Source organism: Microbispora sp. GKU 823 (assembly GCF_002027145.1).
GTDB classification, from domain to species: domain Bacteria; phylum Actinomycetota; class Actinomycetes; order Streptosporangiales; family Streptosporangiaceae; genus Microbispora; species Microbispora siamensis.
In genome coordinates this window covers 100,023-125,300 of record NZ_MWJN01000005.1, presented here as the reverse complement: position 1 = coordinate 125,300, position 25,278 = coordinate 100,023, and the positions used below count along the sequence as shown (strand labels likewise).

The window sequence follows — 25,278 nt, the reverse complement described above, 5'->3', positions numbered from 1 at the left end:
GCGGTCGTCGACTACCGAGTGGGCCGCGGGGTGTCTCGTGACGGCGGAAGACCGCCCGGCACACCGCCAGGGCCGCCGCGAACGCCGGCAGCCACGCCAGCCGGGCGGCCACCCAGCCGGGCGGCCACCCAGCCGGGATCGCCCGGGACGGTGTGCAGGCCGGGCAGCGCCCCGCCCGCGAGCCACAGGGCCGCCATCGTGACCGCGATCATCGCGGTCTGGTGCCAGAGGAAGATCGTCATCGCGGAGAGGTTGGCCACCGCCACCGGCGCCCAGGCGGCGGGACGGCGCAGCACCCGCCGCAGCGGCCCCGCCAGCACCAGGGCCGCCCCGCACTGGGCCAGCCCGAACGCCACGGCCGCCAGTGTGGGCGGGGACTGGTTGGAGAGCGGCGCGCCCGGCACGCCGACCATGGACACCGGATAGCCGGCCCACAGGACGAGACCGGCGGTGGCCGCGGCCCCGCCGACCAGCAGCGCCCATCCGGTCATCCGGCCGCCCAGCCGCCCGCCCGCCCACAGGGCGCCGAGGCAGTACGGCGGCCGAGGAGGTCTTCCGCCGCGAGATGGTGGAGCGGCACGAACTGCCCGCCCTGCCCCGGCCGGCGCTGGTCGAGCCCGAGGATGCCTTCGCCCGCGAGCTGGCCGCCCTCGCCGTGGACTCCCCCACCGGCAGATCCGAAGGTTTCGTCACGCCGAGCTCGACGGCGGCCGCCGCGACGAAACCCGGCCCTACTCCCGAAGGGTTGCGTCGCGGGCAGGCCTGGCCTGGCCACCGCGACGAAACCGCCTGACCACCGTCGATGGAAGGAGCCGCGATGGCCACCGTCACCGGCGCGAGCCCGGCCCCGAAGTGCCCGGCCTGCTCCGGCCCGATCGCTCTGGCGTCGACCGGCCGCCCGTCGCGCTACTGCGGAACCCCCTGCCGGCAGGCCGCTCACCGCGCCCGCCGCCAGGCCGGTGAGGCTGCCGAGCACCTAGCCTGGATCCGCCGCCGCCTGGCCACCGACGTCGGCCGCGCTCGCCAGCTCGCCGACAGCCTCACTGCCGCAGCGGCCGCGGTGGTCGACGTCCACCAGGACCAAGATGGCGAGGTCGCCGACGACCCGGTCGACGAGCCGGCGGCCGGATGGGAGGGCGAGCTCGCCACGCTGGCCCACCGCCTGCAGGTCCTGGCCGGACAGATCGCCGGAGCGGCCCGCGACCACGAGCGCGCGCGCCGGCGGCCCCGCTCGGCCACGCCTACCTCAACGTCCTGGGCCGCTACTCCATCTCGTCCTCCGCGCCTGGCCGAGGGCCTGCGACAGCTCGGCAAGATCCCCGCCCTCCCCGACGGTGGCGGCGTAGAGGAGGAGAAGGGCCCTCGGGAGTATCGGAGCGAGATTTAGCGATAGTCAGTGAGTTGTCACACTTGCTCACTCCGTCGACGCGCAGCGATAACTACCTAGAGTAAAAGCTGTCGTCATGGTAAGTAATCATCCGTGGTAGATAAGGGCTGCTGGATCATTACAAGTTCAGGAGGCTCTCTGGCACTCACACTGACCGGTCGGACGCTGGCGGTGGCCGCCTGTCTGCTCACCAGCTCACTCACCCTGGCACCAGCCACCGCAGCCAGCGCCGACGGGAGGACCCGGCTCAAGGCGAAGTTCGTCGCCAGCCTGGTCGCCCGCCACAGTGACAAGTGCCTGGACGTCTACGGCCTAGATGTACTCCCCAGGGAGGTTTGTGACGCGGCTGATGGGTGGCTGGCCTTTCAGCGCGGTGTGTCCGCGGTGATGGTTGTACATGTGCAGCCAGGGATCAAGAGCGGTGCGGCGTTCGGCCTCTGAGGCATACGGGCGGGCGTACGCCCATTCGTCGGCCAGAGTGCGGTGGAAGCGTTCGACCTTGCCGTTGGTCTGCGGCCGGTAGGGGCGGGTGCGCTTGTGCGTGATGCCCAGGACGGTGCAGGTGGCCGCCCACATGTGGGACTTGTAGCAGGCGCCGTTGTCGGTGAGCACGCGCTGGATGGTCACGTTGCGGGCGGCGAACCAGGCGGTGGCGCGGGCCAGGAAGCCGGCCGCGGTGTCTTTGCGCTCGTCGGGGAGGATCTCGGTGTAGGCCAGGCGGGAGTGATCATCCAGGGCGGTGTGCAGGTAGCTGTAGCCGATCACGGGTTTGCTGTTGCGCCGCCGGGTGGTGGTGGCCTGCTTGTTCTTGTCGCCCTGGGCGCGGCCGACGATGCGGTGGCCGCCGCCGTCGGGGATGTTGCCCAGCTTCTTGACGTCGATGTGCACCAGTTCGCCTGGGCGCTCACGCTCGTAGCGGCGGATCGGCCGTCCGCTGGCGCGATCCAGATGGGCCAGCGGGGGGACCCTGTAGCGGCGGAGTACGGCGTAGGTGGAGGAGGGGGCGATGCCGAGGCGGGCGGCGATCCGGGCCGGCCCCCACCGGCGGGTCACCCGTAGCTTCACGATTCGCCGCTCGGTGCGCGGGTCTGTGCCGGTGGGGCTGTGGTGGGGGCGGCTGGGCCGGTCGGCCATCCCTCCTGCGCCATAGGTGCGGTAGCGGTGCGCCCAGCGGGCGGCGGTGGTGTGGGAGACCTGGAAGCGTTCGGCTGCGCGGCGGATGCTCCAGCCGTCCTCGACGATGCAGCGGGCCAGGCGAAGACGTCCGGTCTCGGTCAGCGGGGCGTTACGGTGGGGCATTGAGGGCTTTCTGGTCGGTGCTGCGGTTTGGTCGCTACACACCGAGCCATGAAAGCCCTCACCCATGCAACCGGTTCAGCTCCACCGGTCACCCCGCCACGTCACCAACGTCCATGGTCAGTACACCTAGACACCGCCGACGGGACCAAGATCGTGCAGTGGACCTGCACCGGCGGCACCAACCAGGAATGGCGGCTCGCCTGACACCGCCGAAAGCGTGACGGGGTTTGGCCGGTATTCCTGCGAGATTGAACGCTAAGGACGGGGAGCGACTACCAGCGGCAGACGGACCCGGGTGAGCAGCAACAGAACGGCCAGTGGCGATAGAGGGGGCTGAAGAGCGCCGGGTTATCGCCACTGGCCTTTCGGGTGTGGGCCGGGCGGTATCCAGCCGGAAGAACGCCTCCAGCTCCTGCGGTGACGGCTCGCCGGCGAACTGTCCGTATCGCGCTGCCTGCTCATCTGACAGGTACTCGATCGCCATGCGCCCCGACCGTATCGGCCCAGAACACCCAAGATCAATCCTTAGCGTTCAATCTCGCGGGAATACCGGCCAGGCCCCGGCTACGTGTGGTGACCGGTTCCGTCCGCCGGAGCCTTCCGGCCCCCGCGGACGGACGTCGGCTACCGGTGTGCGGCCAGGAACGGCAGGATGACGTCGGCCATCTCGTCGGGTACTTCCTCCGCGAGGTCGTGGCCCGCGTCGAAGACGTGTCCGGTGACGTGGTGGGCCACGAGCCGTGCCTGGGACTCGTTGCGTTGGCCGATGAAGGCGGAGCCGCCGAGCGCCAGGACCGGGATGTCGAGCTTCTGCCGTGCGGCCTGCCGGTTCTGTTCGGCGTCGGTGAGCATCGCCCGGTAGACGGCGAGCATCGCGCGGATGCCGCCGGGCATCGAGTAGCAGCGCACGTACTCCTCGATCGCGTCGGGGGTGGCGGTGTCGGGGTGGCTGCGCTCATTCTTGATCATGTAGGTGATCAGTTCGCGTTCGTGCCCGGCGATCAGCATCTCGGGGACGTCGGGCTGGAAGTAGAAGCCGAGGTGCCACAGGTGCATGCCACCGGAGACGTTCTCGGGGGTGAGGGCCGTGTGGTCCTCGAAGCCGAAGCCGGGGAACAGGGCCTCGGCGAAGACGAGGGAGGTGGCGTGGGAGCGGTGGCGGGCGGCGAGCTGGTAGCCGATCACCGCGCCCCAGTCCTCGCCGATCACAGCGTAGGTCTGGTGTCCGAGGCGGGCCATCAGCTCGGCGATGTCGTCGCTCATCGTTGCGGAGTCGTAGCCGTCCGCGGGGCGGGCGGAGTCGCCGAGACCGCGCAGGTCGGGCACGACGACGGTGTGGTGGGGCGTCAGCTTCGGGACGAGGTGACGCCAGTGGTAGCCGGTCTTGGGCACGCCGTGCAGCAGCACCACGGCGGGGCCGGACCCGGCCGTCCGGTAGTGCAGACTCGTTCCGTTGACGGCGGCACGGCCGGTGCGCAGGGGCGTTGTGGTGTGGTCGTACATCATGACGTGGTCCTTCCTGTCTTGGGTGGGTGCGGTGGGTCGATGAGGTCAGCAGGCGGCTCGGACCGCCGACGCTGCTGGGGCGCTGTCGTCGTGGCCGGGACGGGTGCTCATTTTCTTGATCGAACGTTACAGATTCGGGGCATGAGAAACGTCCGGCCGAGGCCGCGGGGCCCCTCAGTCGAGAGCGGTCAGCGCGACCTCCACGAGGGGTTCGAGGGCGACGCGTCCGGTGTGATCTTCGAGGAGACCAGCAGCCCGTTGAGGAATGTGACCAGGAACGCGGCGACCGTGTGCGGGTCGTGCCGCGCCGCGATCTCGCCCCGCTCCATCGCGGCCCGCAGCACCTCGGTCAACGCCTCCCGGCTCGCGTCCTGCATGTCGCGCACGGTGCTCCGGGTCGCCGCGTCCTGAGGCAGCCGCTCGCAGACGGCGTTGACGGCCAGGCAGCCCTGGCCGCCGCTCCTGACGGCGATGCGGATCCGCTCCGTCAGCAGCGTACGGATCGCCGCGCGGGCGTCCGCCCCCTCCTCCAGACTGCGCAGGGCGGCCGCCGCGAGGGTGGTGCGGTAGTGCTCCAGCGCGGCCCGGTACAAGCCATCCTTGTCACCGAACGCGGCGTACAGGGACCCCTGCCCGATCCCCAGGTGCTGGGCCAGATCGCGCACCGAGGTCGCCTCGTAGCCGCGCGTCCAGAACAGTTCCATGGCGCGGCTCACCGCCGCCTCAGTGTCGAACTCCCGGGTTCTTGCCATGACCCCACCGTAGCCTATCTGGATCGATCGCTCAAGAAAAGAGGCTGCGGCCTGACCATGCGCTGACTCTGATTCAGGCGTTGAGGGCGAACATCGGATGCACAACCGAGCCGGACCCGCCGTTCACCGGAGGCGGTCGCCGGGCCCAGCAGGCTGGTGAGCTCGGCGATTGCCTCCGGAGAAGGATGGGCCTCCGGGGAGGACCCTCCGGCAGTCACCGCCGCTCGGCGGCCGAGACGATGTGCCGTACGGCACGCTCGCTCACACACCGCACGGCCTGGCACAGCCGGGGCGTACGTCTGTGGTGTCCACGTCCACGCCCGCAGCGCGTCGACGGCGCGGTCGCGCGGTGCCGCTGAGGCGCGGTCGCGCGGTGTCTCCGAGGCGCGGTCGCGCCGGGCCGGTGCCGTCTCCTCGACGCGCCGCACGAGGTCATGAATCACGGCTCACCTCGGCGGGAGCATGCCCGGAGACGATCCGGGCGATGTTCGCCAGCGCCGGCGATCCGTCTTTCAGATAGTCGCTATGACGGCCGTCGCCCGCGGCGAAGATCCGGGCGCCGAACCGGGGATCGCCTGGAGGCTCACGGTGCTCGGGGTCCGGTATCCGAGCCAGGCGACGACGGCGCCTCGCGGGCCGAGTGCCCGCTGCAGCCGCATCGAGCCGCCCCGCAGGAGCCCGTACGTGTCGAGGCCGGTGCCGGAGCCGGGGACGATCACCGCGATCCGGTCGGCGGCGGCCAGGTCGCCGAACACCTCGGCGGCCCGGCCGCCGTCGCGGCCGTCGAAGGACAGGAAGTGCCGGGTGGGGCCGGCCATCGCCCGCAGCATGGCGGCCCGCCATCGGTGACCGGCCGCCGCGGCGGTCCGCATCGCGGCCTCGACGGCGCCACGGGTGGCGGCGTACCGCTCGGCCAGGCTCGCGGTGGTCGCGGCCAGTAGCGGGGGCAGGGGCGGCGGGACGGGCGCGGGGACCGCCTCGGGACGTGCCGCGCCGGTCACCGGAACGGCGAGCGCGGCGACGACGAACGTGGCGAGCAGCCTCCCGCCCAGGCGGCCGCGGGCCGGACTGCGCCGAAGGAGCGCGAGCGGGCCGCGGCGTGCGCCCGTGCCGCCGCGGGGGAGAGGGAGCGGCGCCGGTGGCCGGTCCTGGGCCTCCGGCGGCTGTGCGGTGTCGATCACCCGGTTCACGGTGCCGTGCGGCGCGTCCCCACCGCATCGGACCGTGAGGCACATTCGCCGCGCCACCGGTCGACCGTGGACGTAGACCCCTGGTCGGATGCCCGCAACAGGGGCACAGAGCAACGGCCCGGCCGGGGGAGTGGTTCCCCCTGCCGGGCCGTTGCGTGCCGGTCAGTCAGGTGCCCGTCAGTGGAGCTCCTTGCGGTCGCCGGCGCCGACGCCCGCGTGCTCCTCCTCGTGGGCCTCCTCGTGGTGGCCGTCGGTCAGCGGGACCCGGTCGGTCCCGTACGCCTGGCTCATCTTGGCGCGGAGTCGGCCGATCGCGCTGCGGGCGCCCTTGGGCGGGATGCCCTCGCCGTCCTCGGCGCTTTCGAGAACCGGGATCTCCTTCTTGCCGCGGATGTGCTCGGCGATGTCCTCCGCCGGCGGCGTGTGGACCTCGATGTACTGGCCGTTCGGCAGCCGCTTGATGACGCCGGACTCCACGCCGTGGGACAGCACCTCGGCGTCCTTGCGCTGGAGGCCGATGCACATCCGGTAGGTGATCCAGTACGCGATGGCCGGGCCGATGAAGACGGCGAACCGCCCGAACCAGGTCGTCGTGTACAGGTCGACGTGGAAGTTCGCCGAGAGCTCGTCGTTGGCGCCCAGCAGCCACAGGAGGCCGTAGAACGTCATGCCCGAGATGCCGATGGCCGTGCGGTGCGGGTTGTTGCGCGGCCGGTCGGCGACGTGGTGCTCGCGGCGGTCGCCGGTGATCCACTGTTCCAGGAACGGATACAGCGCCAGGCCCGTCATGACGATGCCCAGCGGCACCAGCGCGGGGATCAGCACGCTCAGCGTCACCGTGTGGTCGAGGAAGTTGATCTCCCAGGACGGCATGAGGCGGAGCGAGCCCTCCAGGAAGCCCATGTACCAGTCGGGCTGGGAGCCGGCCGAGATGTCCGCCGGCGTGTACGGCCCGAACAGCCAGATCGGGTTGATCTGGGCGAACGTGCCGAGCAGCGCGATGACGCCGAACGTGAACAGGAAGAACGCGCCCGACTTGATCATGAAGGCCGGGTAGAACGGGGCGCCCACCACGTTCTTCTCGGTCCTGTTCTTGCCCGGCATCTGCGTGTGCTTCTGCACCCACATCAGGATCATGTGCGCAGAGACGAGCGCGAGCAGGATGCCCGGGATCAGCAGGATGTGGATCGAGTAGAACCGCGAGATGACGTCGTGGCCCGGGTACTCGCCGCCGAACAGGAAGAACGAGACGTAGGTGCCGACGATCGGAATCGACTGGGCGACGCCCTGGGTGATCCGCAGACCCGCGCCGGAGAGCAGGTCGTCGGGGAGGGAGTAGCCGGTGAGGCCCTCGAGAAGCGCCAGCGAGAGCAGGAGGATGCCGATGATCCAGTTGAGCTCGCGCGGCTTGCGGTACGCCCCGGTGAAGAAGATCCGGAGCATGTGCACCGTCATGCCGCCCACGAACAGCAGCGCCGCCCAGTGGTGGATCTGCCGCATCAGCAGACCGCCGCGGACGTCGAAGCTGATGTGCAGCGCCGAGGCGTAGGCCTCCGACATCTTCACGCCGTACAGCGGGGCGTAGTTGCCCGTGTACGTGACCTCGCCCATGCCCGGCTTGAACCAGAACGTCAGGAACGTACCGGTCAGCAGCAGGATGACGAACGAGTAGAGCGCGATCTCCCCCAGGAGGAACGACCAGTGGTCGGGGAAGATCTTCCTCAGGTTGCGCTTGAGGAAGTTCCCCGCGCCGATGCGGTCGTCGACGAACGTCGAGACGCCTGCGATGGCCTTGGGGGGAGCGTTCATGATGCGTTCTCCCTAGCTTCGGCTTCAGCGTCGCCACGCTCCCAGAAGCTGGGACCGACGGGGACCTTGAAGTCGGACTTCGCGACGAGGTAGCCCTCCTCGTCGATTCCGATGGGGAGCTGCGGCAGCGGCCGGGCGGCGGGGCCGAAGACGACCCTCGCTCCGTCCGCCGCGTCGAAGGTCGACTGGTGGCACGGGCAGAGGATGTGGTGCGTCGTCTGCTCGTAGAGAGCCGCCGGGCAGCCCACGTGGGTGCAGATCTTGGAGTAGGCGACGATACCGTCGTGCGTCCAGTTCAGGTTCGTGCCGGACTTGATCTCCTCCGGGCGGAACTTGAGCAGGATCAGCGTCGCCTTGGCCAGCGCGTTCAGGTCCTCCTCGTAGCCCTCGGGGACCACGGAGAGGATGCCGCCGGGAGAGTTGAAGTCGGCCGCGCGGATCGGCTGGCCGGTGCCCTCGACCACGAGGCGGCGCGGCTTGCCGTTCTTGGTGGGCTCGCCCCAGACGGTGTGCCTGAGCGAGGTCCCGGGGAGCGGGCCGAGATCCTTCAGCAGCACCAGCGGGAGCAGGCCCAGCGGAGCGGCGGCCAGCAGCAGCGTGCGGCGCAGCAGCTTGTGCTTGACGAACCCGCTCTCGTCGGCGCCCTGGAGGAAGGTCTCCTTGACGTACTCACGCGTGCCGTCGTCGGAGCGCATCTCGTGGCGCTCCTGGATCAGGTTGTACTTCGGCATGATCTGCCGCACCCAGATCGTGAGGCCCGCGGCCAGCGCCATCAGGGCCAGGGCCAGGGTGCCGCCGAGCGCGAGGTTCGACGTGGCCGTCTTGCTGATCGTGCCGACCTGGAAGATCACGTACGAGGCGATGAAGCCCGCACTGGCCAGGAAGGCGATCAGGAACAGCAGCGCGACGAGGCGCTCGGCCTTGCGGGCCTTGACGGGGTCCTGCGGGATCACGCCGGGAACGCCTTCGGGCGCGTGGATCGGGTCGCTGTCGACGATCGGCGCGTCCGCGGGCGGCGTGCCGAGGACGCGCGTCCGCACCCGGCCGCTCTCGGGGTACTCGTTCTGCTCTGTCATGCCGCCCGTCGCTTCTTCGCTGTGATCCAGATGGAGGCCAGGATCAGGAGGCTGAGACCCACGACCCACGCTACAAGGCCCTCGGTGACGGGGCCGATACGGCCCAGACCCGAACCGCCCGGGTCGACCTGCGACCGCACGTGGGTGATGTACGCGATCATGTCGCGCTTCTGCTCCGGCGTGATCGTCGAGTCGTTGAACACCGGCATCGCCTGCGGGCCGGTGGCCATCGCCTCGTAGATCTGCGTCGGCGTCGCCGGGTTCAGCGGCGGCGCGTACTTGCCGTAGGTCAGCGCGCCGCCGGCGCCCACGAAGTTGTGGCACTGGATGCAGTTGGCGCGGAAGAGCTCGCCGCCCTTGGCCGGGTCGCCCTTGGCCGGGTCGACCTGCTCGGCGCTGGGCACCGTGGGGCCGCCGCCCAGGGACTGGACGTACGCCGAGAGCTGGTCGACGGCCTCGTCGGTCGCCCACTCCGCACGCGGCTTGCGCGGCGCCTGGGGACCCGCGTCGGCGGCCGGCATGCGGCCGCTGCTCACCTGGAAGTTCACGGCGGCGGCTCCGACGCCGATGAGCGTCGGAGCCTTCTTGGTGCCCTCGGCGTTCATGCCGTGGCAGCTCGCGCAGTGCGCCACGAAGAGGCTCTTGCCCTGCGCCACGTCGTCGGCCTTGCCGGACGCGATCGCGGCGTCCGCGGTGCTGCCGTTCGGCGCCGCGAGCGCGTAGCCGCCGCCGAGCAGGCCCAGCGCGAGCGCCACGACGGCGACTCGCGCGAGGGGATGGCGCCGTCGGGCGGTGATGGAGTTCACCGAAATCCCCGTTCCGATCATTTGATGATGTAGATGGTCGCGAAAAGGCCGATCCAGACCACGTCGACGAAGTGCCAGTAGTAGGACACGACGATCGCGCTGGTCTGCTGCTCATACGTCAAGCGCTTCGCGGCGTACGTGCGTCCCAGGATGAACAGGAACGCGATCAGACCACCCGTCACGTGCAAGCCATGGAAGCCCGTGGTCAGGAAGAACACCGAGTCGTACGGCGAGTGCGAGAGGACGTGGCCCTCGCGCGCCAGGTTCCCGTACTCGTAAAGCTGTCCGCCCACGAAGAAGGCGCCCATCAGGAAGCTTACGACATACCAGAATCGCAGCTTCTTGACGTCGCCCCTTTCCACAGCCCACACGCCCAGCTGGCACGTGACACTCGACAGGACCAGAACGGTCGTGTTGAAGGTCGCGAACGGGACTTCGAGGTGCGCCTCGGGCCAGTGCGTGCCCTGTCCGAGGCTGACCGACCGGATGGTGAAGTACATCGCGAACAGCGCCGCGAAGAACATGAGCTCAGAGGACAACCACACGATGGTGCCGACCTGAACCAGGTTCGGCCGGCTGGACCCGTGCGGTCTCGTCGTCGTAGTAATTGCGGATGCTGTCGCCACGCCCAGCATTATTGCGGCTCCCCAGGTCGGGTCGCCCCACGACCCCCCGCTAGGGTCCATACGCGCCCACGAAACGGGCATGTCACGGCAATCGCCCCGGGGCTGCGAGCCCTGCAGCCGCGCCGGTAGCATCACGATGACCATACCCCGCGATTCGACAGTGAGCGTGAAATGAGGGTTCTCGTCTACAGCGACGACGCAGGCACCCGGGAGAAGGTGCGGCTGGCCATCGGGCGGCGCCCCGCCGCAGACGTGCCCCTCGTCGAGATCGTCGAGTGCGCGACCCAGCCGGCCGTGATCAAGCACCTCGACTCCGGCGACATCGACGTGGCCGTCCTCGACGGCGAGGCGCAGCCGGCCGGCGGCATGGGGGTCAGCAGGCAGGCCAAGGACGAGGTGCACAACTGCCCCCCGATCCTGCTGCTCATCGCCCGCAGGGACGACCGCTGGCTGGCCAACTGGTCCCGCGCCGACGCCGTCGTCGCCCAGCCCATCGACCCGGTGGTCCTCGCCGAGGCCGTGGCCGACCTCATGCGGCGCCGCCTCAGCCTCACCCGGGCGCACTGAACCCGGGGCACCAGACCGGGCGCACTGAACCGGGTCTATCAGACCGGGCGCACTGAACCGGGTGCACCCGGCCCGGGGGCTCACGCGTCGCCGGGCCCGTCCGGCGGCCGGGTGTCACCGGGCTCTCGCTTCACCCCGGCACGCCGGCGACGCCCGGCCGCACCGCAGAGCCGACCCGCCGACCCGCCGATCCGACCCCACATCGAAACCCGCGGAGCCCACCATGGACACGCGCACCACCTGGCCCTCCACGCTGAACGCCCTGCTGGCGGGCGAGAACCTGACGGCCGACGAGACGGCTGGGTAATGGGGGAGATCATGTCGGGGGCGGCGACCCCGGCGCAGATCGCCGCCTTCGCCGTCGCCCTGCGGGCCAAGGGCGAGACCGTCGCCGAGGTGACGGGCCTCGTCCGCACCATGTTCGAGCGCGCGACCCCGCTCACGGTCGAGGGGCCGGTGGTCGACATCGTCGGCACCGGCGGCGACCGGGCGCACACCGTCAACGTCTCGACGATGGCCGCGATCGTCGCGGCGGCGGCAGGGGCCCGGGTCGTCAAGCACGGCAACCGGGCCGCCTCCTCGCTGTGCGGCGCGGCCGACGTGCTCGAGCACCTGGGCGTCGCCCTCGACCTGTCGCCGGAGATCACCGCCAGGGTCGCGGTGGAGGCGGGCATCGCCTTCTGCTTCGCGCCCGTCTACCACCCCGCGCTGCGTTTCACCGGCCCGCCGCGTAAGGAGATCGGCGTGCCGACGGTGTTCAACTTCCTCGGGCCGCTGGCCAACCCCGCGCGTCCCGCCGCCCAGGCCATCGGCGTGTTCGACGCGCGCATGCTGCCGGTCATGGCCGGGGTCTTCGCCGAGCGCGGCGTGTCGGCGCTGGTCTTCCGGGGCGACGACGGCCTGGACGAACTGTCCACCGCGGCCCCGTCGGCGGTCTTCGTCGTCCGGGACGGCACCGCGACGCAGACGACGATCGACCCGGCGGACCTCGGCATCCCCCGCTCCCAGCCCGGCGACCTGCGCGGCGGCGACGTCGAGTTCAACGCGGCGGCGGTCCGCGACCTGCTGCGCGGCAAGACCGGGCCGGTGCGTGACGCGGTGCTGCTGAACGCGGCGGCCGGTCTGGTCGCCTACGACGGCCCGGGCGACGACCTGATCGGCGACCTGCGCGCGGCGTACGCCCGCGCGGCCGAGGCGGTCGACTCGGGCAGGGCCGCGCAGACCCTGGAGCGCTGGGTCGAGATCAGCCGCGCGCTCGGCTCCACGGCCTGATCGCGCTCCTGGTCCGGATCGCCTCCACCGCGGGAGGGATCAGACGTCCGCCTTGATGGGGACGTGCCGGGTTCGGCCTGAGCCGTACCGTTCCCGCCATGATGCGCCTGCTCGCCCTTCGCGTCATCCACCGCTGGGCCGCCGTGGCCCGCGGCGGGATGGCCATGCTCGCCGCCGGTCTCCGCGGTGCGCTCTCCGCCGGTTCGCGCCCTGACCCGCTCTCCCCGCAGCGGGACCGCGGCAGGGGCGGACGGCGGGTCCGGGCGGAGGACGGGAACGGCGCGGGGCCCGGGCGTCCCGCTCATCCCGCCGACGAGGAGGACGTCGTCTGGGAACGCCTGCGGATCGCCTCGGAACTGCACGACCTGGTGGCCCACGACCTGAGCGTGATGACGCTGGGCGTGGGAGCGGGCCGGGTGATCATGGACAAGGACCCGGAACGGGCGAGGCAGACCTTCCGCGAGGCCGAGGAGTCGGGCCGCCGGGTCCTGTCGACCTGCGCCGGATGATGGGCCTGCTGCGCATGGACGGGCAGCGCCGCGGCCCCCAGCCGGGCCTGGGAGACCTGCCCGGGCTGATCGACGACTTCCGCGCGAGCGGGCTCGCGGTCTCGTTCACCGAGGTCGGCGCCCGGGGGAGCGGCCCCACGCTGGAGCTGTCGGCGTACCGCATCGTGGAGGAGGCGCTGGGCAACGCCCTGTGGTACGGCATGGCCCGCACCGCGACGGTCACGCTGCGGTGGCTGCCCGCCGTCCTGGAGGTCGCCGTCCACGACGACGGGCTGCCCCGCGACCGGCTCGTCGGCACCTGGGAGCGCGCGGCGCTGTTCGGCGGCTCGGTCGCCGCGCACCCGCTCCCCGGAGGGTTCGAGGTCCGCGTCCGGCTGCTGCGCCCGGCCTGATCCGCCGCGCCCTCACTGTCAGTCCGCGTCGGCGAGGCCGATGGAGAAGGCCGCCTCCAGGTCGTGGCGGGAGTAGGTGCGGAAGGCGATGTGCGTCTCGGTGTGGCGCACGCCGGGCACCTTGTTGACGCGGCCGGGCACGACCTCGGCCACCTCGTCGTAGCGGCCGACCCTGACCATGGCCAGCAGGTCGAACTCGCCGGTGATCGAGTACACCTCGCTGACGCCCTCGATCTCGGCGATGGCCTCGGCGACCTCGGGGATCCTGTCGACGTCCGCCTTGATGTGGACGATCGCGGTGACCATTCGCTCTCTCCTGCTGTCTCGCGGCTCGGCTCTGTCGCCCCCGACCTTAGTGCCACTCCCGCCGCGTCACCGCAGGGGCCGTCCCTCACGGCGGTCGCCGCGCTGGTGCCGGTAGGCGCGCTCGATGCGCTCGACCAGCCGCCCCGCGCCGTACGCGGGAAGGCTCCAGGTGCCGTCGACCTGGACGAGGCGCACGCCGGGGGAGTCGAGCCAGCGCAGCACGCACTCGGTCTCCTCGGCGCTGGCGGCCGGGGTGGGGCCGGGACCGGGGACGACCGTCTCCGCCGTGGCGACCAGCGCGTCCACGTACGGCGTGGGGTGGGCGCCCCGGGGCATCACGCCGGCCGCGGCGAGCCTGCCGTACCGGATGACGTGGATGTCCCAGCCGCCGTCGAAGGCGGGACTGGCCGCGACCATCTGCGGGATGCGGGTCAGCGAGCGCAGGCGCTGCATGCGCGCGGCGGTCCTGACGTAGGCCGCGAGCCGGTCCCGGTCGACGGCCGCCTCCTCGTATCGCTGCTCGGCCGACAGGCGCCGCATGCGCGCCTCCATCGCCGAGAAGACCGCCTCCCCGTCGAGCTCCATCGCGTGCCGGGCGCGGCGGACGTGGCGGGCGTAGCCCTCCTGGCTCTCGCGGCCCTCGCAGGGCGCGCCGCAGCGGCCGATCTCGGCGAGCGCGCAGGCGGGGCGCCGCACGCGGGCCGACAGCCGTTCGGTGCACTGACGCAGCGGCAGCGCCTCGTGCATGGCGGTCCGCGCGTCGTCGGCGGTGCGGCTGCTGCCGAACGGGCCGAGGTAGGCCGCGCCGTCGTCCTTCACCTCGCGCACGACGCTGAGCCGGGGGAACGGCTCGTCGGTCAGCTTGAGCCAGACCGCCCGCTCGGGGAAGCGGGACCGTCTGTTGTAGCGCGGCTTGGTCGCCCCGATCATCCGCAGTTCGCGGATCTCCGCCTCCAGCGCGGTGGCGCAGACGATCGTCCTGACCCGCTCGGCGATGCCGACCATCTCGCGGATGCGCGGGCGGGTCTCGCTCGCGGTGAAGTAGCTGCGCACGCGGTTGCGCAGATTGGAGCTCTTCCCGATGTAGAGCGCCTCGCCCTTGGCGTCCTCGAAGACGTAGACGCCCGGCGCGCCGGGCACCCCGTCGGCGAGGTGGCGTTTGCGCTGCTGCTCCGGGGTGGGGGCGCGCACGAAGCCGCGCAGGTCTTCCAGCGTGTGCACGCCGAGCGAACCGACCCGTGCGATGAGGCCGTGCAGGACGTCGACCGTGGCCTGCGCGTCGGCCAGCGCCCGGTGGCAGGGCTCGGTGGAACTGCGGAAGACCCGCGCGAGGGTGGCCAGCTTGCAGTTGGGGGTCTCGTCGCGGGTGAGCACGCGGCGCGCGAGGTCGGCCGTGTCCACCACCGGGTTGGCCGGCGGCGGGTAGCCGTTGACCTGGCAGGCCGCCTTCAGGAACGACATGTCGAACGGCGCGTTGTGCGCCACCAGCGCCGTCCCGGCGATGAACTCCAGGAAGCTCGGCAGCACCTCGGAGAACTTCGGCGCGGCCACGACCATCGCGTCGGTGATGCCGGTCAGCACGGAGATGAACGGCGGGATCGGGCCGCCGGGGTCGACCAGCGTGGCGAACTCGCCGATCACCTCGCCGCCGCGCACCTTCACGGCGCCGATCTCCGTGATGGCGTGCTCCGCGGGCGACCCGCCGGTGGTCTCCAGGTCGAAGACGACGAACGTCACCTCCCGCAGGGGAGTGCCGAGCTCGTCCAGCGTGCCCTGTACCGCATCCACGCCCATGACCATAGAAGTCCCGACCGACAATTGCCGCCCCCGCCCCACGGGCAGGCAAAGCAACGGTCGGGTGAGCGGCTACGCGGAGGCCGCTCCCGCGCGCCACTCGCGGGCCAGCATCGCGTAGATCAGTTCGTCGCTCCACGCGCCGGCGAAGAACTCGTTCTCCACCAGGCGGGCCTCCAGGCGCATGCCGAGCCGCTCCATGAGGCGGGCGGACGGGGTGTTGCGCGCGTCGCAGTTGCCGTGGATCCGGTGCAGCCCGAGGCTCTCGAACCCGATCCGGAGGACTCGCGGGCCGCCTCGGTGGCCAGGCCGCGGCCCTGGTACGCCGGGTTGAAGACGAACCCGATCTCGCCCTGGCGGTGCTCGCGGCTGCGCAGGAACAGCGTGAGGTCCCCGATCACGGGCCCGCCGCCGGCGAGCGCGGCGGCCACGCTGAGCACGTCGCCGTCCTCCCCGAGCGACGCGCAGGCGATCTTCCGGTCGAGCGCGGCCTTCGTCTCCTCCCGCGTGCGGGCGTCCCAGTAGAGGTATCGGGTCACCTCCGGCAGGGAGTGGAAGGCGTACAGGTCGTCGAGGTCGGCCTCGGTGAAGGGGCGCAGGACCAGCCGGGGGGTCGTGATCGGGTACGGAGGAGCGAACACGCCGCCAAGCGTAGGGACGGGGGCGGGACGACCGCCAACCGGTTGTGCCCGGCCCGGCCCCGCCGCCGAGCACGGTCACAGATCATGAACGCGACATGGAACACGGTGCGACGGCCGTACCCTTGAAGGAAGACAAGAACAAGGGAGTGTCTCGCAGATCTTGCCGTGTGAGGGCGATCCGGTGGGCGCGCCGCGAGGGTCACGCCTCGCGGACGGCGGGCATCGGGGACGTTCTCGCACTCGGGGGCGACAGCACCGCGAGGCGCCGCCGGGGCGACCGCAGTGAGCAGAAGATCTGTAGGACACGACCGAGGAGCGACGAGATGAGTTCAGCCGGAGAAGGCCTGTCTCGTCCGTTGCCCGAGCAGGTCCGTTTACACGTGGTGGAGGTCGCGGCGCAGGTGCTGGGCTCGATGCCCGCCGCGGCCGTGCCGCCGCCGCTGCGCAACATCGCCAAGTTCGACCCGCGCAAGCGCGCCCGCCTGGGCAGCGCGCCGATCGCGGCCAGCTGGAGAACGACAAGGAGTTCCGCGAGCGGGTGGCCGAGACGGTGGAGGCCGCCTGGCCCGAGCTGGTGGCGAGCCTGGCCGCAGGGCACGGTGCCCCCCGCGGCCGAGCCGGTGCTGGTCGCGGCGGCGGCCTACCTGACCCGCCCGCCCGGCTGGCCGGACCTGATCGAGCAGGCGCGGGCCGATCTGGAACACGCCGCCGCCGCGGGCACCCAGCGGGAGCAGGCGGAGACGCGGCTGCGCGAGCAGCTCGCGGCGCAGCGCGCCTCCGCCAAGGAGGAGATCGACCGGGTGCGCGAGCAGCTCAAGGCGGCCCGCGCGGAGAACTCCGACCTGCGGCGCAAGCTGCACGACGCCCGCGAGCGGGTCAGGGCCGCCGAGGCGCGGGCGGCCGAGCTGGAGGCGGAGACGGCCGAGGCGCGGTCCAAAGCCGCGAGCGCCAACGGCGCGGCCGAGACCGAGCTGCGCCGGCTCAGGGAGCGCCTGGCGGACGCCGAGCGCCAGCTGGAGGCCAGCCGCAGGGCCGCCCGCGAGGGCCGCAGCATCGAGGACGCCCGGGGTGCGGGTGCTGCTGGACGCGCTCCAGGACGCCGCCGCCGGCCTGCGCAAGGAGCTCGGCCTGCCCACGACGATCAGCAGGCCGGCCGACTACGTGAACGCGGTGCTGCCGGGCGAGGCGGGCGTGACGGCCGTGCCCGCGCGGGCGCTGGCCAACGACGACCCCCAGCCTCCTCGACCAGCTCCTGGCCATCCCTCATCTGCATCTGATCGTCGACGGCTACAACGTGACCAAGACCGGCTATCCGTCGCTGACCCTCGCCGACCAGCGGGCCCGGCTGCTGACCGGGCTCGGCGGGCTCGCCGTGCAGACGCGGGCGGAGGTGACGTGCGTGTTCGACGGCGCCGAGCTGAACGGGCCCGTCCAGGTGTCCGCGCCGCGCGGGGTGCGGGTGATGTTCAGCGCGCCCGGGGAGATCGCCGACGACCTCATCCGCACGCTGGTGCGCGCGGAGCCGCCGGGGCGGGCCATCGCGGTGGTCTCCTCCGACCGGGAGGTGGCCGAGTCGGTGCGCCGCATGGGCGCCCGGCCGGTGCCCTCGCTCCTACTGCTGCGCCGTCTCGGGCGCGGCTGAGGCGCCGTACGCGCGCTCCGGCCCGGCGTCGTCACCGTACGTGATGACTGCCGCGAATACCTGCGAATAGGTTGAAGCATCAAGATCGCCTAGATAGAGTCGCGCCGCAGGTTTCGTTGATCTAAGAGGTTGATCCTCAAGGGGGCTCAGTGCGAGGGCGTGTGCCGGTGGCCGCCGGTCTGGCCGCCGTGGTCCTGCTGACGCCGGTGACGGGCGCGCAGGCGGATCCGAAGCCCACAGTCGCGCAGGCCAAGGCGAAGTTGAACAAGCTCAACGAGCAGGCCGACAAGCTCGTGGACCGCTACAACGCGGCCAACGAGAAGTGGAAGAAGGCGAGGCAGAAGTACCTCGCGATCAACGACGACTACAAGAAGCAGAACGTCCGGGTCGAGGCGCTCCGCTCCGGGCTGGTCTCGATGGCCGTCAGCAGCTACCAGGTCGGCGAGATGGGGTCGTGGGGCGGCGTCTTCTACAGCGCCGACCCCGATGCCATGCTCAGCGGCCTCGCCACGCTCAACCACATGTCGGCCGAGCGGGCCGGGCGGCTCAGGGAGTACGAGGGCGCGATCAAGGACCTCAAGGACCGCCGCGACCAGAGCAAGGTGGTGTACCAGGAGGCCGCCGACGTCAAGAGCGAGCTCGCCGACGAGAAGGAGAAGGTCGACAAGCTCGTCAGGGAGCAGATGAAGCTGCTGCGCTCGCTCGGGACGTACAACCCCGGCAACCCCAACAGCGCCGGCATCGTCTACACCGGGCCGGCGTCCGGCAACGCGCTGGCGGCCCTCCAGTTCGCCTACAAGCAGGTCGGCAAGCCGTACCGCTACGGGGGCACGGGACCGGACGCCTGGGACTGTTCCGGGCTCGTGCAGGCCGCGTGGGCGGCTGCGGGCGTGACGCTGCCCCGGACCAGCTACGAGCAGTGGGCCTGGGGTGCGAGCCGCAGGGTCTCGCTGGACGAGCTCCAGCCGGGCGACCTGCTCTGGCACGCCGGGTACGGGCACGTCGGCATCTACGCCGGCGACGGCAAGGTCGTCCACGCGCCGCAGACCGGCGATGTTGTGAAGATTGTCACACTCGCCGAGTATCACGCCATCGGAGCTGTCCGCCCCTGAGGGCCCGGCCTTCTATGTGAACTTCTGTGCCTTTTGTGACTCATGTGACCCGGTTTACCCGTTGATGCCGAGATTGTGAGCAGAGTCACACTTAGCCTTTCGCGATGCGGGTAAGCTGCGGTTTCTTCTTCGCCGCCTCTGTTATCCGATCTTTATCCGGCGGGAGGGCTTTGCCGAACGCGGCGAGTCCTCGGTAGCTTCTGGGCCGCGGCGAGCACGCCTCGCCGCGGCGCACCCGGTCCGGCCGGCCGTCGCGCAGTCATCCACCGTCACCGGCGCTCTCCATCACCCTCCCCCTCGCGGGATCCCTCAGCGCCGGTGGCTGCCGAGTCCGTGCAGTCAGGAGGCACGGAGCCGGGGAACCATCGACCTTCACGCGAAGGTCCGGGGTGAATCGGCGCATCGCGCGCCGTAGGGCGACTTCCCCGCCCGAACCCGTCAGCTAACCCGGTAGGCGTGAGCGGAAGACCCGAGGAGAGATCCTGTCTACCACCCCCTCTAGCCTGTCCCGTCTTGCCCGAATTGCCCTTGGTGGTGCTGCTTTGACGGCATCCGTCGGGGTCGCCGGTGCGCATCCGGCGGCGGCGGACACGGTGACGGTCACGGTCGTCAAGACGGCCCCAGCCACGAAGACGGCCACGAAGACGGCCACGGCGAAGAGCGCGAACACCGCCGCCCGCAGGGCCGCCGCGAAGAAGCAGCAGACCAAGAAGCGCGCCGCCAAGCGGAAGGTCACCAGGGTCGCGCTCCAGCGGGCCAAGGCCCAGCGTGCGGTGAAGGTGGCCGAGAAGCAGATCGGCGACCCCTACCGCTACGGAGCCACGGGACCGGGCGCGTTCGACTGCTCGGGCCTGGTCCAGTACGCCTGGCGCAAGGCGGGCGTACGGCTGCCGCGCACGACGTGGTCCATCCGCAGCGCGGTCAGGAAGAAGGTGTCCTGGGGGAACTTCAAGCCCGGTGACCTGATCTTCACCAGCGGCGGCGGCCACGTCGGCATGTACGTCGGCCACGGCAAGATGATCCACGCTCCGCACAGCGGCACGCGGGTGCGGATCGACAAGCTGGACGCCTACAGGAGGAGCACCTTCGTGGGTGCCGTCCGCCCGGGCGTCTGACGGGCACCGGTCACCAGCCCCCTCGACCGGCGCCGTCCCTACGGCCCCGTCCACCTCGCCGAGGTGGACGGGGCCGGTGGCGTGTGCTGGCTACCATGCACGGCGTGACTGCCACGAGCGGTGTGCCCGGAGGCGTGCCCGGCGTACGCCCCGAGGCCGGCCGGCGCCACCCCGAAGCTCCGCCTCATCGGGTCCGTCCCCGTGCGACCACGGCCGTGGCCGTCGCGCTGGCCGTGCTGCTCGCCGGGCCCGCCGCCGCGGCCCCGCCCGACCCGCTGCTCGCCCTGCGGCTGGCTGCCCGGGCCGCCGTGCGGGAGCACCCGGGCATGTGGACCGGCGCCTCCGTCGCCCGCGGCGAGCGCGCCGTCGTCGTCGGGTCGCCCCGGCCGCTGGTCGCCGAGATCGCCGCGCTGGCCGATCGCGCGGGCCGCACGGTGAGGAGGATCTGGGGCGGGTACGGCGGCGCGGTGGTCCTCGTGCCGCGCACCGAGGAGCAGGCCGCCGTGCTGGCCGCGCCGGCGAACGTGGACGGCCTGGCGGCCGTCGCCACCGGCGGCCGCGTGATCGTGCAGCCGGCCGCGTTCGCCCGCCTGTCCGCGACCGGCCGTCTGGTCGTGGTGACCCATGAGCTGACGCACGTCGCGACCGCCGGTCGCCGCGCGGTCCCGATGTGGCTCATGGAGGGCTTCGCCGATTACGTGGGCTATCTGGACAGCGGGCTGCCGGTCCGTGCGGTCGCCGCCGAGCTGGCCGCCGACGTGGCGGCAGGGAGGGCGGCGCTGAACGCCCTGCCGGGGCCCGCCGACTTCGCCGCCAGGCCCGCCCAGGCGTACGAGGAGGCGTGGCTGGCCTGCCGCTACATCGCCGCGAGGTTCGGGGAGCGGAGGCTGGTCGCCCTCTACCGCGCCGCGCTACGCGAGGAGATCGGCGCCGCCCTGCGGGAGGTGCTCGGGCTGACCGCCGACGGCCTGACCCGCGAATGGCGGTCGTACGCGCGCGAGCGGCTCGCCCGTTCCTGATCGCGACAGGGCGCCTGCTTTGCACAGGGCCTCTGCTTTGCACAGGGCGACGGTGGTGGCGGTGGCTGCGACAATGCGTTCCCGGGCGGACCGCGCGACCACGCCGGCAGCGGGGGTGAGGATGACGAAGCGGACGCTGATCGTCACGAACGACTTTCCGCCCAGACCGGGCGGCATCCAGGCGTTCGTGCACGGCCTCGCCTCGCGCAGGCCGCCCGGCTCTGTGGTCGTGTACGCCCCGCGCTGGAAGGGATGCGAGGAGTTCGACGCCCGCCAGCCGTACGAGGTGGTCCGTCATCCCTCCTCGCTGATGCTGCCGACGCGCTCGGTGGCGAGAAGGGCGGCGGCGCTGGTCGAGGACGGCGCCACCGTCGTCTTCGGGGCGGCGGCGCCGCTGGGGCTGCTCGCCCCCGTCCTGCGCGCCGCGGGCGCGGCGAGGATCGTCATGCTCACCCATGGGCACGAGGCGTCGTGGGCCCGCCTGCCGGGCGCACGCGCCCTGCTACGCCGTATCGGGGCGGGGGCCGACGTCGTGACCTACCTCGGCGACTACACCCGCCGCCGGATCGCCAGGGTCGTCCCCGCCTCCAGGCTCGTACGGCTCGCGCCCGGCGTGGACACCGCCGCCTTCCACCCGGGGGCGGGCGGCGACCGGGTGCGCGCGTCGCTCGGCCTGGGTGACCGGCCGGTGGTCGTGTGCGTCTCCCGGCTGGTGCCGCGCAAGGGCCAGGACGTGCTGCTGCGGGCCTGGCCGCTCGTCCTGCGGCGGGTTCCCGGCGCGGTCCTGCTCCTGGTCGGCGGCGGCCCCCTGCGGCGGTCGCTGGAGCGAACGGCCGCCCGGGCCGGCCTGACCGGTTCTGTGGTCGTCACCGGGTCCGTGCCCTGGGCGTCGCTCCCGGCCTACTACGACGCGGGCGACGTGTTCGCCATGCCGTGCCGCAGCAGGTTCGGGGGGCTGGACGTCGAGGGCCTCGGCATCGTCTACCTGGAGGCGTCGGCGACCGGGCTGCCGGTGGTCGCGGGCTCCTCCGGCGGCGCCCCCGACGCCGTACGGCACGGCGAGACGGGCCTGGTGGTCGACGGCACCTCGCACACGGCGGTGGCCCGCGCGCTGTGCGACCTGCTGGCCGACCCGGCCCGCGCCCGCGCGATGGGCGAGCGGGGCCGGGCCTGGATCGAGGAGGAGTGGCGCTGGGACCTCGTCGCGGCCCGGTTCGCCGAACTGCTGTGACGCGACGCCGCCTCAGCCGGTGAACACCTCCACGAGCAGGAAGCCGTTCAGCGCGCTGATCACGGCGGCGACGACGACGGCGGCGACGGTGGTGAGGCGGCGGTTGACGAGGTCGCCCATCAGCTTCCTGCTGCTGGTGAACGCCACGAGCGGGACCAGGGCGAACGGGATGCCGAAGGACAGCGCGACCTGGCTCAGCACGAGCGCCCGCGTGGGGTCCACTCCGACGGCCAGGACCGCCATGGCCGGGAGCATCGTGACCAGCCGCCGCGCCACGAGCGGCACGCGGCGGCGCAGGAACCCCGCCATGATCACCTGACCTGCGTAGGTCCCCACGCTGGAGGAGGCCAGGCCGGAGGCGAGCAGGGCGAGCGCGAACGCGACGGCCGCCCCGGGGCCGAGGACCTGCCCGAGACCGGCGTGGATGGCCTGCAGGCTGCCGGGATCGCCGCCGCCGAACGCGGCGGCGGCCACGGTCAGCATCGCCATGTTCACCAGTCCGGCGGTGCCGAGGGCGACGGCGATGTCCATCCGGCTGGCGCGCACGGCCTCCCTGCGCACATCCCCGCGCACGTCCTCCCTGTGCACGTCCTCCCCGGGCCCGCCGTGCGCGCCCTGGTGCTGGGTGAGGGCCGAGTGCAGGTAGACGACGTGGGGCATGACGGTCGCCCCGATGATCCCGGTGGCCAGCAGCAGGCTGTCGGTCCCGGCCAGGCGGGGCACGAAGCCGCCCGCCACACCCGCGAGGGACCCCGACAGCAGCACCTGGTAGGCGAATCCGGCCAGGACCACCGCGAGCATCGCCGCGACGGTCGCCTCGAACCGGCGGCGTCCGCGCGGCGCGAGCATGAGCAGCAGCGAGGAGACGACGGCCGTGATGGCGGCAGCCGGCAGCAGGGGCACGCCGAACAGCAGGTTCAGGGCGATCGCCCCGCCGATGAACTCGGCCAGGTCGGTGGCGGCGGCGACCACCTCGGCCTGCACCCACAGCGGCAGGCTCACCCGGCGCGGCAGCTGGTCTCGGCACAGTTCGGGAAGGTTGCGGCCGGTGGCGATGCCGAGCTTGGCCGAAAGCGCCTGCACGAACATGGCCAGCACGTTCGCGAGGGCGATCACCCACAGCAGCATCGTCCCGTACTGGGCGCCGCCCGCCATGTCGGTCGCGAAGTTGCCCGGGTCGATGTACGCCACGGAGACGACGAAGGCGGGACCGCACAGGCCGGCCAGCCGCGCCAGGCGGCCCGGCGCCGCCCGCCCCGCGGTGTGAACGGCGGGCGCGGGCCCGTTCAGAGGACGGCGGGAGTCGAGCACGAAAGCCTCACAGGAAACACGAAAGCCTGACAGGAAAGAGGTCTCACGCCGGCCCGGGCGCGTTCTCCGGCCGGCGGCGGCAGCCCCGCGATGCGGGTACGGCACATGCGGAACGCGCAGGTGCCGTGGGGTGAGCCGCGGTGGAATGAGCGGAAAGAGCGGAGGCCGGTGTCCGACCGGCCTCCGCGTGCGGCTCACCACATCGAGGGGCTCGGTCAGGCGAGCTTGTCCTTGAGCTTGCCGACGGGGCCCACCTCGGTGCCGAGGGCGGGACTCTTGGGCTCGCCCATGCTGCCGTCGTAGGTGTCGTACAGCTTCGGGTCGGGCGGCGGCGCCATGGCGAGACCCCCGAGCGGCTCCGGGTTGAGGAGATAGGCGAACTGGTGGCGGCCGTCGGGCTGCGGCCCGCTGGCCCAGCCGCCCGCCTGGGCCTCGGCGCCGTCGGACAGGTCCCAGATCGTCTCCGCGTGCTCGGCGTGCTCCTCCTGGAACAGGTACTGCATCGTGACCGTCATCTCGCCGAAGGCGCCGCCGATGAGCTCCTGGAGTTTCCGCGCGTAGACCGGGTCGGGCTTTTCTGGCTTGGCCTCGAACTGCAGGCGGCGGGTGTGCCGGAACATATGACTCCTTGCGTGGGAAAACCACAGGGAGACGCAGGCCTTACGCGGGCTAAGGGCGCGACCCCGCTGGTACGTATGGCGGGGGGTCACGCATAAATCCCAACACGTGGCGCAACGGGACCACAGGAGCGACACCTAACGAAGGGTCCAATGGATGGACAGGTGCCGCCCCACACCGCGATTGGGCCTGAAGAACCCGCTGTCCGCGCATATGCGACACACCGGTGTGCGCGAGTGGGCCGGAAAAGGAGCCGGTCAGGGTTTGCGGCCGATGCCGCCGGCCACGCAGACGCCGCCGAGGTCGAGGGGATAGCGTACGGGTTCCTCGGGACGCCACTCGGGCACGTGCACCACGCCGGGCTCGACCAGGTCGAGGCCGTCGAAGAACCGCACGATCTCGGGCATGTCCCGGGCGCGGCCGGTGCCGAGCATCTGCAGCAGCACCGCCTCCAGTTCGCGCATCTCCGGCGCGCAGGAGCAGAAGTGGGTGAGCTGCATGTAGCTGCCCGGGGCCAGGCGCGCCTTGTAGGTGTCCACGAGGCCGTTCGGGTCCTCCGCGTCGGCGAGATGGTGGACCACGGCCACCAGCAGCAGGCCGACGGGACGGGAGAAGTCGAGGAAGCCCTCGACCTCGGGGTGGTTGAGGATCACCCCGGGCTCGCGCATGTCCGCCGTGATCACGCGGGTGCGCTCGTCGGTCTGCAGGATCGCCCGCGCGTGGGCCAGCACGATGGGGTCGTTGTCCACGTAGACGACCTTCGCGGCGGGGTTGATCCGCTGCGCGACCGAATGGGTGTTGTCCATCGTGGGCAGGCCCGAGCCGATATCCAGGAACTGGTCGATGCCCTGCTCGGCCATGTACTTCACGCCCCGGAACAGCATGGCCCGGTTGTTGCGGGCGCCCTCGCCGCGGTCGGGGAAGTGCCGCATCCCCTCCATGGCGACCGCGCGGTCCACCGCGAAGTTGTCCTTGCCGCCCAGGAACGCGTCGTACACCCGGGCGATGCTGGGCTTGGTGGTGTCGATCTCCGGGGGAAGGTAGTCGGGATCGCGGTGCGTCCAGTTCCAGCTGCCGACCCTGTCGCCCATCTCCCGCCCTTCTCCAGTCATCGATCATGGATGCGTCTGGAGCATAACCAAGCGAAGCGCAATGTTGCGGACCGATCGCGATATTTTCGGCGGTCCATGAGGTCGATCAGGCATCGGCGCAGGTCGTCTACGGCCGGGGCGTGGAAGATCCGCACCAATCACCGCGATCCGGTCGCCCTAATCACCCAAGTCACGGGCTGTCCGGCC

25 protein-coding genes, 2 pseudogenes and 1 riboswitch are annotated in these 25,278 nt (G+C 71.7%); of the genes and pseudogenes, 12 read left to right on the top strand and 15 right to left on the bottom strand.

Translation table 11 applies throughout. From position 1 onward, the window contains the following. Positions 1-11: 11 nt before the first annotated feature. Complete coding sequence (locus tag B1L11_RS04800) at positions 12-491, bottom strand: hypothetical protein (RefSeq protein ID WP_218670901.1); 480 nt, start codon at positions 489-491, stop codon at positions 12-14. 74 nt (positions 492-565) lie between these two features. Between B1L11_RS04800 and B1L11_RS04795 the strand changes: the two genes are divergently transcribed. Beyond that, entirely contained in the window at positions 566-793 is a 228-nt protein-coding gene (locus B1L11_RS04795) for a hypothetical protein (protein ID WP_079313351.1), read from the top strand. A 24-nt stretch (positions 794-817) separates the two neighbouring features. After that, positions 818-1,387: a hypothetical protein gene (locus tag B1L11_RS04790; protein ID WP_079313350.1), complete on the top strand. Its 570-nt coding sequence runs from the start codon at positions 818-820 to the stop codon at positions 1,385-1,387. 312 nt (positions 1,388-1,699) lie between these two features. Here the strand turns inward: B1L11_RS04790 and B1L11_RS04785 are convergent, their stop codons facing one another. The 8 genes from B1L11_RS04785 to B1L11_RS04750 all read right to left on the bottom strand — a co-directional run bounded on the left by B1L11_RS04785 (position 1,700) and on the right by B1L11_RS04750 (position 10,460). After that, on the bottom strand, positions 1,700-2,686 hold the full coding sequence (locus tag B1L11_RS04785; protein WP_079313349.1) for an IS481 family transposase: 987 nt from the start codon (positions 2,684-2,686) through the stop codon (positions 1,700-1,702). A gap of 624 nt (positions 2,687-3,310) precedes the next feature. Beyond that, positions 3,311-4,192: an alpha/beta fold hydrolase gene (locus tag B1L11_RS04780; protein WP_079313348.1), complete on the bottom strand. Its 882-nt coding sequence runs from the start codon at positions 4,190-4,192 to the stop codon at positions 3,311-3,313. Between the two features lie 188 nt (positions 4,193-4,380). Further along, positions 4,381-4,944: a TetR/AcrR family transcriptional regulator gene (locus B1L11_RS04775; protein WP_218670900.1), complete on the bottom strand. Its 564-nt coding sequence runs from the start codon at positions 4,942-4,944 to the stop codon at positions 4,381-4,383. A gap of 512 nt (positions 4,945-5,456) precedes the next feature. Beyond that, positions 5,457-6,125 carry an alpha/beta hydrolase gene (locus B1L11_RS53715; RefSeq protein ID WP_306291599.1) on the bottom strand — a complete coding sequence of 223 codons (669 nt, stop codon included), beginning with the start codon at positions 6,123-6,125 and terminating at the stop codon, positions 5,457-5,459. Positions 6,126-6,311: 186 nt separating this feature from the next. Continuing rightward, complete coding sequence (locus B1L11_RS04765; protein ID WP_079313346.1) at positions 6,312-7,943, bottom strand: ubiquinol-cytochrome c reductase cytochrome b subunit; 1,632 nt, start codon at positions 7,941-7,943, stop codon at positions 6,312-6,314. Continuing rightward, a complete protein-coding gene (locus tag B1L11_RS04760) occupies positions 7,940-9,019 on the bottom strand; it encodes a ubiquinol-cytochrome c reductase iron-sulfur subunit (protein ID WP_079313345.1) in 1,080 nt (359 codons plus the stop codon). The genes B1L11_RS04765 and B1L11_RS04760 overlap by 4 nt, the downstream gene beginning before the upstream one ends. Next, positions 9,016-9,825, bottom strand: coding sequence for a c-type cytochrome (locus B1L11_RS04755; RefSeq protein ID WP_079313377.1), 810 nt, complete (start codon positions 9,823-9,825; stop codon positions 9,016-9,018). Before B1L11_RS04755 ends, B1L11_RS04760 begins: the two co-directional genes overlap by 4 nt. Before the next feature lie 17 nt (positions 9,826-9,842). Further along, entirely contained in the window at positions 9,843-10,460 is a 618-nt protein-coding gene (locus B1L11_RS04750) for a heme-copper oxidase subunit III (RefSeq protein WP_079313376.1), read from the bottom strand. A gap of 162 nt (positions 10,461-10,622) precedes the next feature. Between B1L11_RS04750 and B1L11_RS04745 the strand changes: the two genes are divergently transcribed. The 4 genes and pseudogenes from B1L11_RS04745 to B1L11_RS04730 all read left to right on the top strand — a co-directional run bounded on the left by B1L11_RS04745 (position 10,623) and on the right by B1L11_RS04730 (position 13,191). Further along, complete coding sequence (locus B1L11_RS04745; RefSeq protein WP_079313344.1) at positions 10,623-11,018, top strand: response regulator transcription factor; 396 nt, start codon at positions 10,623-10,625, stop codon at positions 11,016-11,018. A gap of 223 nt (positions 11,019-11,241) precedes the next feature. Continuing rightward, positions 11,242-12,290: pseudogene (gene trpD / locus B1L11_RS04740) on the top strand (anthranilate phosphoribosyltransferase). A gap of 98 nt (positions 12,291-12,388) precedes the next feature. Next, a complete protein-coding gene (locus B1L11_RS04735) occupies positions 12,389-12,799 on the top strand; it encodes a histidine kinase dimerization/phosphoacceptor domain-containing protein (protein WP_079313343.1) in 411 nt (136 codons plus the stop codon). Then, positions 12,796-13,191 (top strand): hypothetical protein, encoded by a 396-nt coding sequence (locus B1L11_RS04730; RefSeq protein ID WP_143736953.1) that lies wholly within the window; start codon positions 12,796-12,798, stop codon positions 13,189-13,191. The genes B1L11_RS04735 and B1L11_RS04730 overlap by 4 nt, the downstream gene beginning before the upstream one ends. A gap of 18 nt (positions 13,192-13,209) precedes the next feature. Here the strand turns inward: B1L11_RS04730 and B1L11_RS04725 are convergent, their stop codons facing one another. From B1L11_RS04725 to B1L11_RS04715, 3 genes and pseudogenes are all read right to left on the bottom strand, one after another. Further along, the gene (locus tag B1L11_RS04725; RefSeq protein WP_079313341.1) at positions 13,210-13,497 is read right to left on the bottom strand and encodes an Lrp/AsnC family transcriptional regulator; all 288 of its coding nucleotides are present in this window, start codon (positions 13,495-13,497) and stop codon (positions 13,210-13,212) included. Positions 13,498-13,563: 66 nt separating this feature from the next. Next, positions 13,564-15,291 carry a DEDD exonuclease domain-containing protein gene (locus tag B1L11_RS04720; protein ID WP_179154975.1) on the bottom strand — a complete coding sequence of 576 codons (1,728 nt, stop codon included), beginning with the start codon at positions 15,289-15,291 and terminating at the stop codon, positions 13,564-13,566. A gap of 72 nt (positions 15,292-15,363) precedes the next feature. Continuing rightward, positions 15,364-15,932, bottom strand: a pseudogene (locus B1L11_RS04715) (GNAT family N-acetyltransferase). Positions 15,933-16,255: 323 nt separating this feature from the next. Between B1L11_RS04715 and B1L11_RS04710 the strand changes: the two are divergent. From B1L11_RS04710 to B1L11_RS04690, 6 genes are all read left to right on the top strand, one after another. Then, complete coding sequence (locus B1L11_RS04710; RefSeq protein ID WP_256862227.1) at positions 16,256-17,209, top strand: hypothetical protein; 954 nt, start codon at positions 16,256-16,258, stop codon at positions 17,207-17,209. A 17-nt stretch (positions 17,210-17,226) separates the two neighbouring features. Beyond that, complete coding sequence (locus B1L11_RS49765) at positions 17,227-17,574, top strand: NYN domain-containing protein (protein ID WP_256862226.1); 348 nt, start codon at positions 17,227-17,229, stop codon at positions 17,572-17,574. A 149-nt stretch (positions 17,575-17,723) separates the two neighbouring features. After that, the gene (locus B1L11_RS04705; RefSeq protein ID WP_079313340.1) at positions 17,724-18,686 is read left to right on the top strand and encodes a C40 family peptidase; all 963 of its coding nucleotides are present in this window, start codon (positions 17,724-17,726) and stop codon (positions 18,684-18,686) included. Positions 18,687-18,999: 313 nt separating this feature from the next. Beyond that, a riboswitch (cyclic di-AMP (ydaO/yuaA leader) is annotated at positions 19,000-19,154 on the top strand. Between the two features lie 74 nt (positions 19,155-19,228). Beyond that, positions 19,229-19,801, top strand: coding sequence for a C40 family peptidase (locus B1L11_RS04700; protein ID WP_079313339.1), 573 nt, complete (start codon positions 19,229-19,231; stop codon positions 19,799-19,801). A 104-nt stretch (positions 19,802-19,905) separates the two neighbouring features. Then, entirely contained in the window at positions 19,906-20,820 is a 915-nt protein-coding gene (locus tag B1L11_RS04695; RefSeq protein WP_143736951.1) for a hypothetical protein, read from the top strand. Between the two features lie 121 nt (positions 20,821-20,941). Continuing rightward, positions 20,942-22,051, top strand: coding sequence for a glycosyltransferase family 4 protein (locus tag B1L11_RS04690; protein ID WP_079313337.1), 1,110 nt, complete (start codon positions 20,942-20,944; stop codon positions 22,049-22,051). 12 nt (positions 22,052-22,063) lie between these two features. On the opposite strand, the gene B1L11_RS04685 is transcribed toward B1L11_RS04690, so the two are convergent. From B1L11_RS04685 to B1L11_RS04675, 3 genes are all read right to left on the bottom strand, one after another. Beyond that, on the bottom strand, positions 22,064-23,362 hold the full coding sequence (locus B1L11_RS04685) for an Nramp family divalent metal transporter (RefSeq protein WP_079313336.1): 1,299 nt from the start codon (positions 23,360-23,362) through the stop codon (positions 22,064-22,066). Between the two features lie 215 nt (positions 23,363-23,577). After that, positions 23,578-23,982, bottom strand: coding sequence for a manganese catalase family protein (locus B1L11_RS04680; protein WP_079313335.1), 405 nt, complete (start codon positions 23,980-23,982; stop codon positions 23,578-23,580). A gap of 255 nt (positions 23,983-24,237) precedes the next feature. After that, on the bottom strand, positions 24,238-25,071 hold the full coding sequence (locus B1L11_RS04675) for an SAM-dependent methyltransferase (protein ID WP_079313334.1): 834 nt from the start codon (positions 25,069-25,071) through the stop codon (positions 24,238-24,240). Positions 25,072-25,278: the final 207 nt, after the last annotated feature.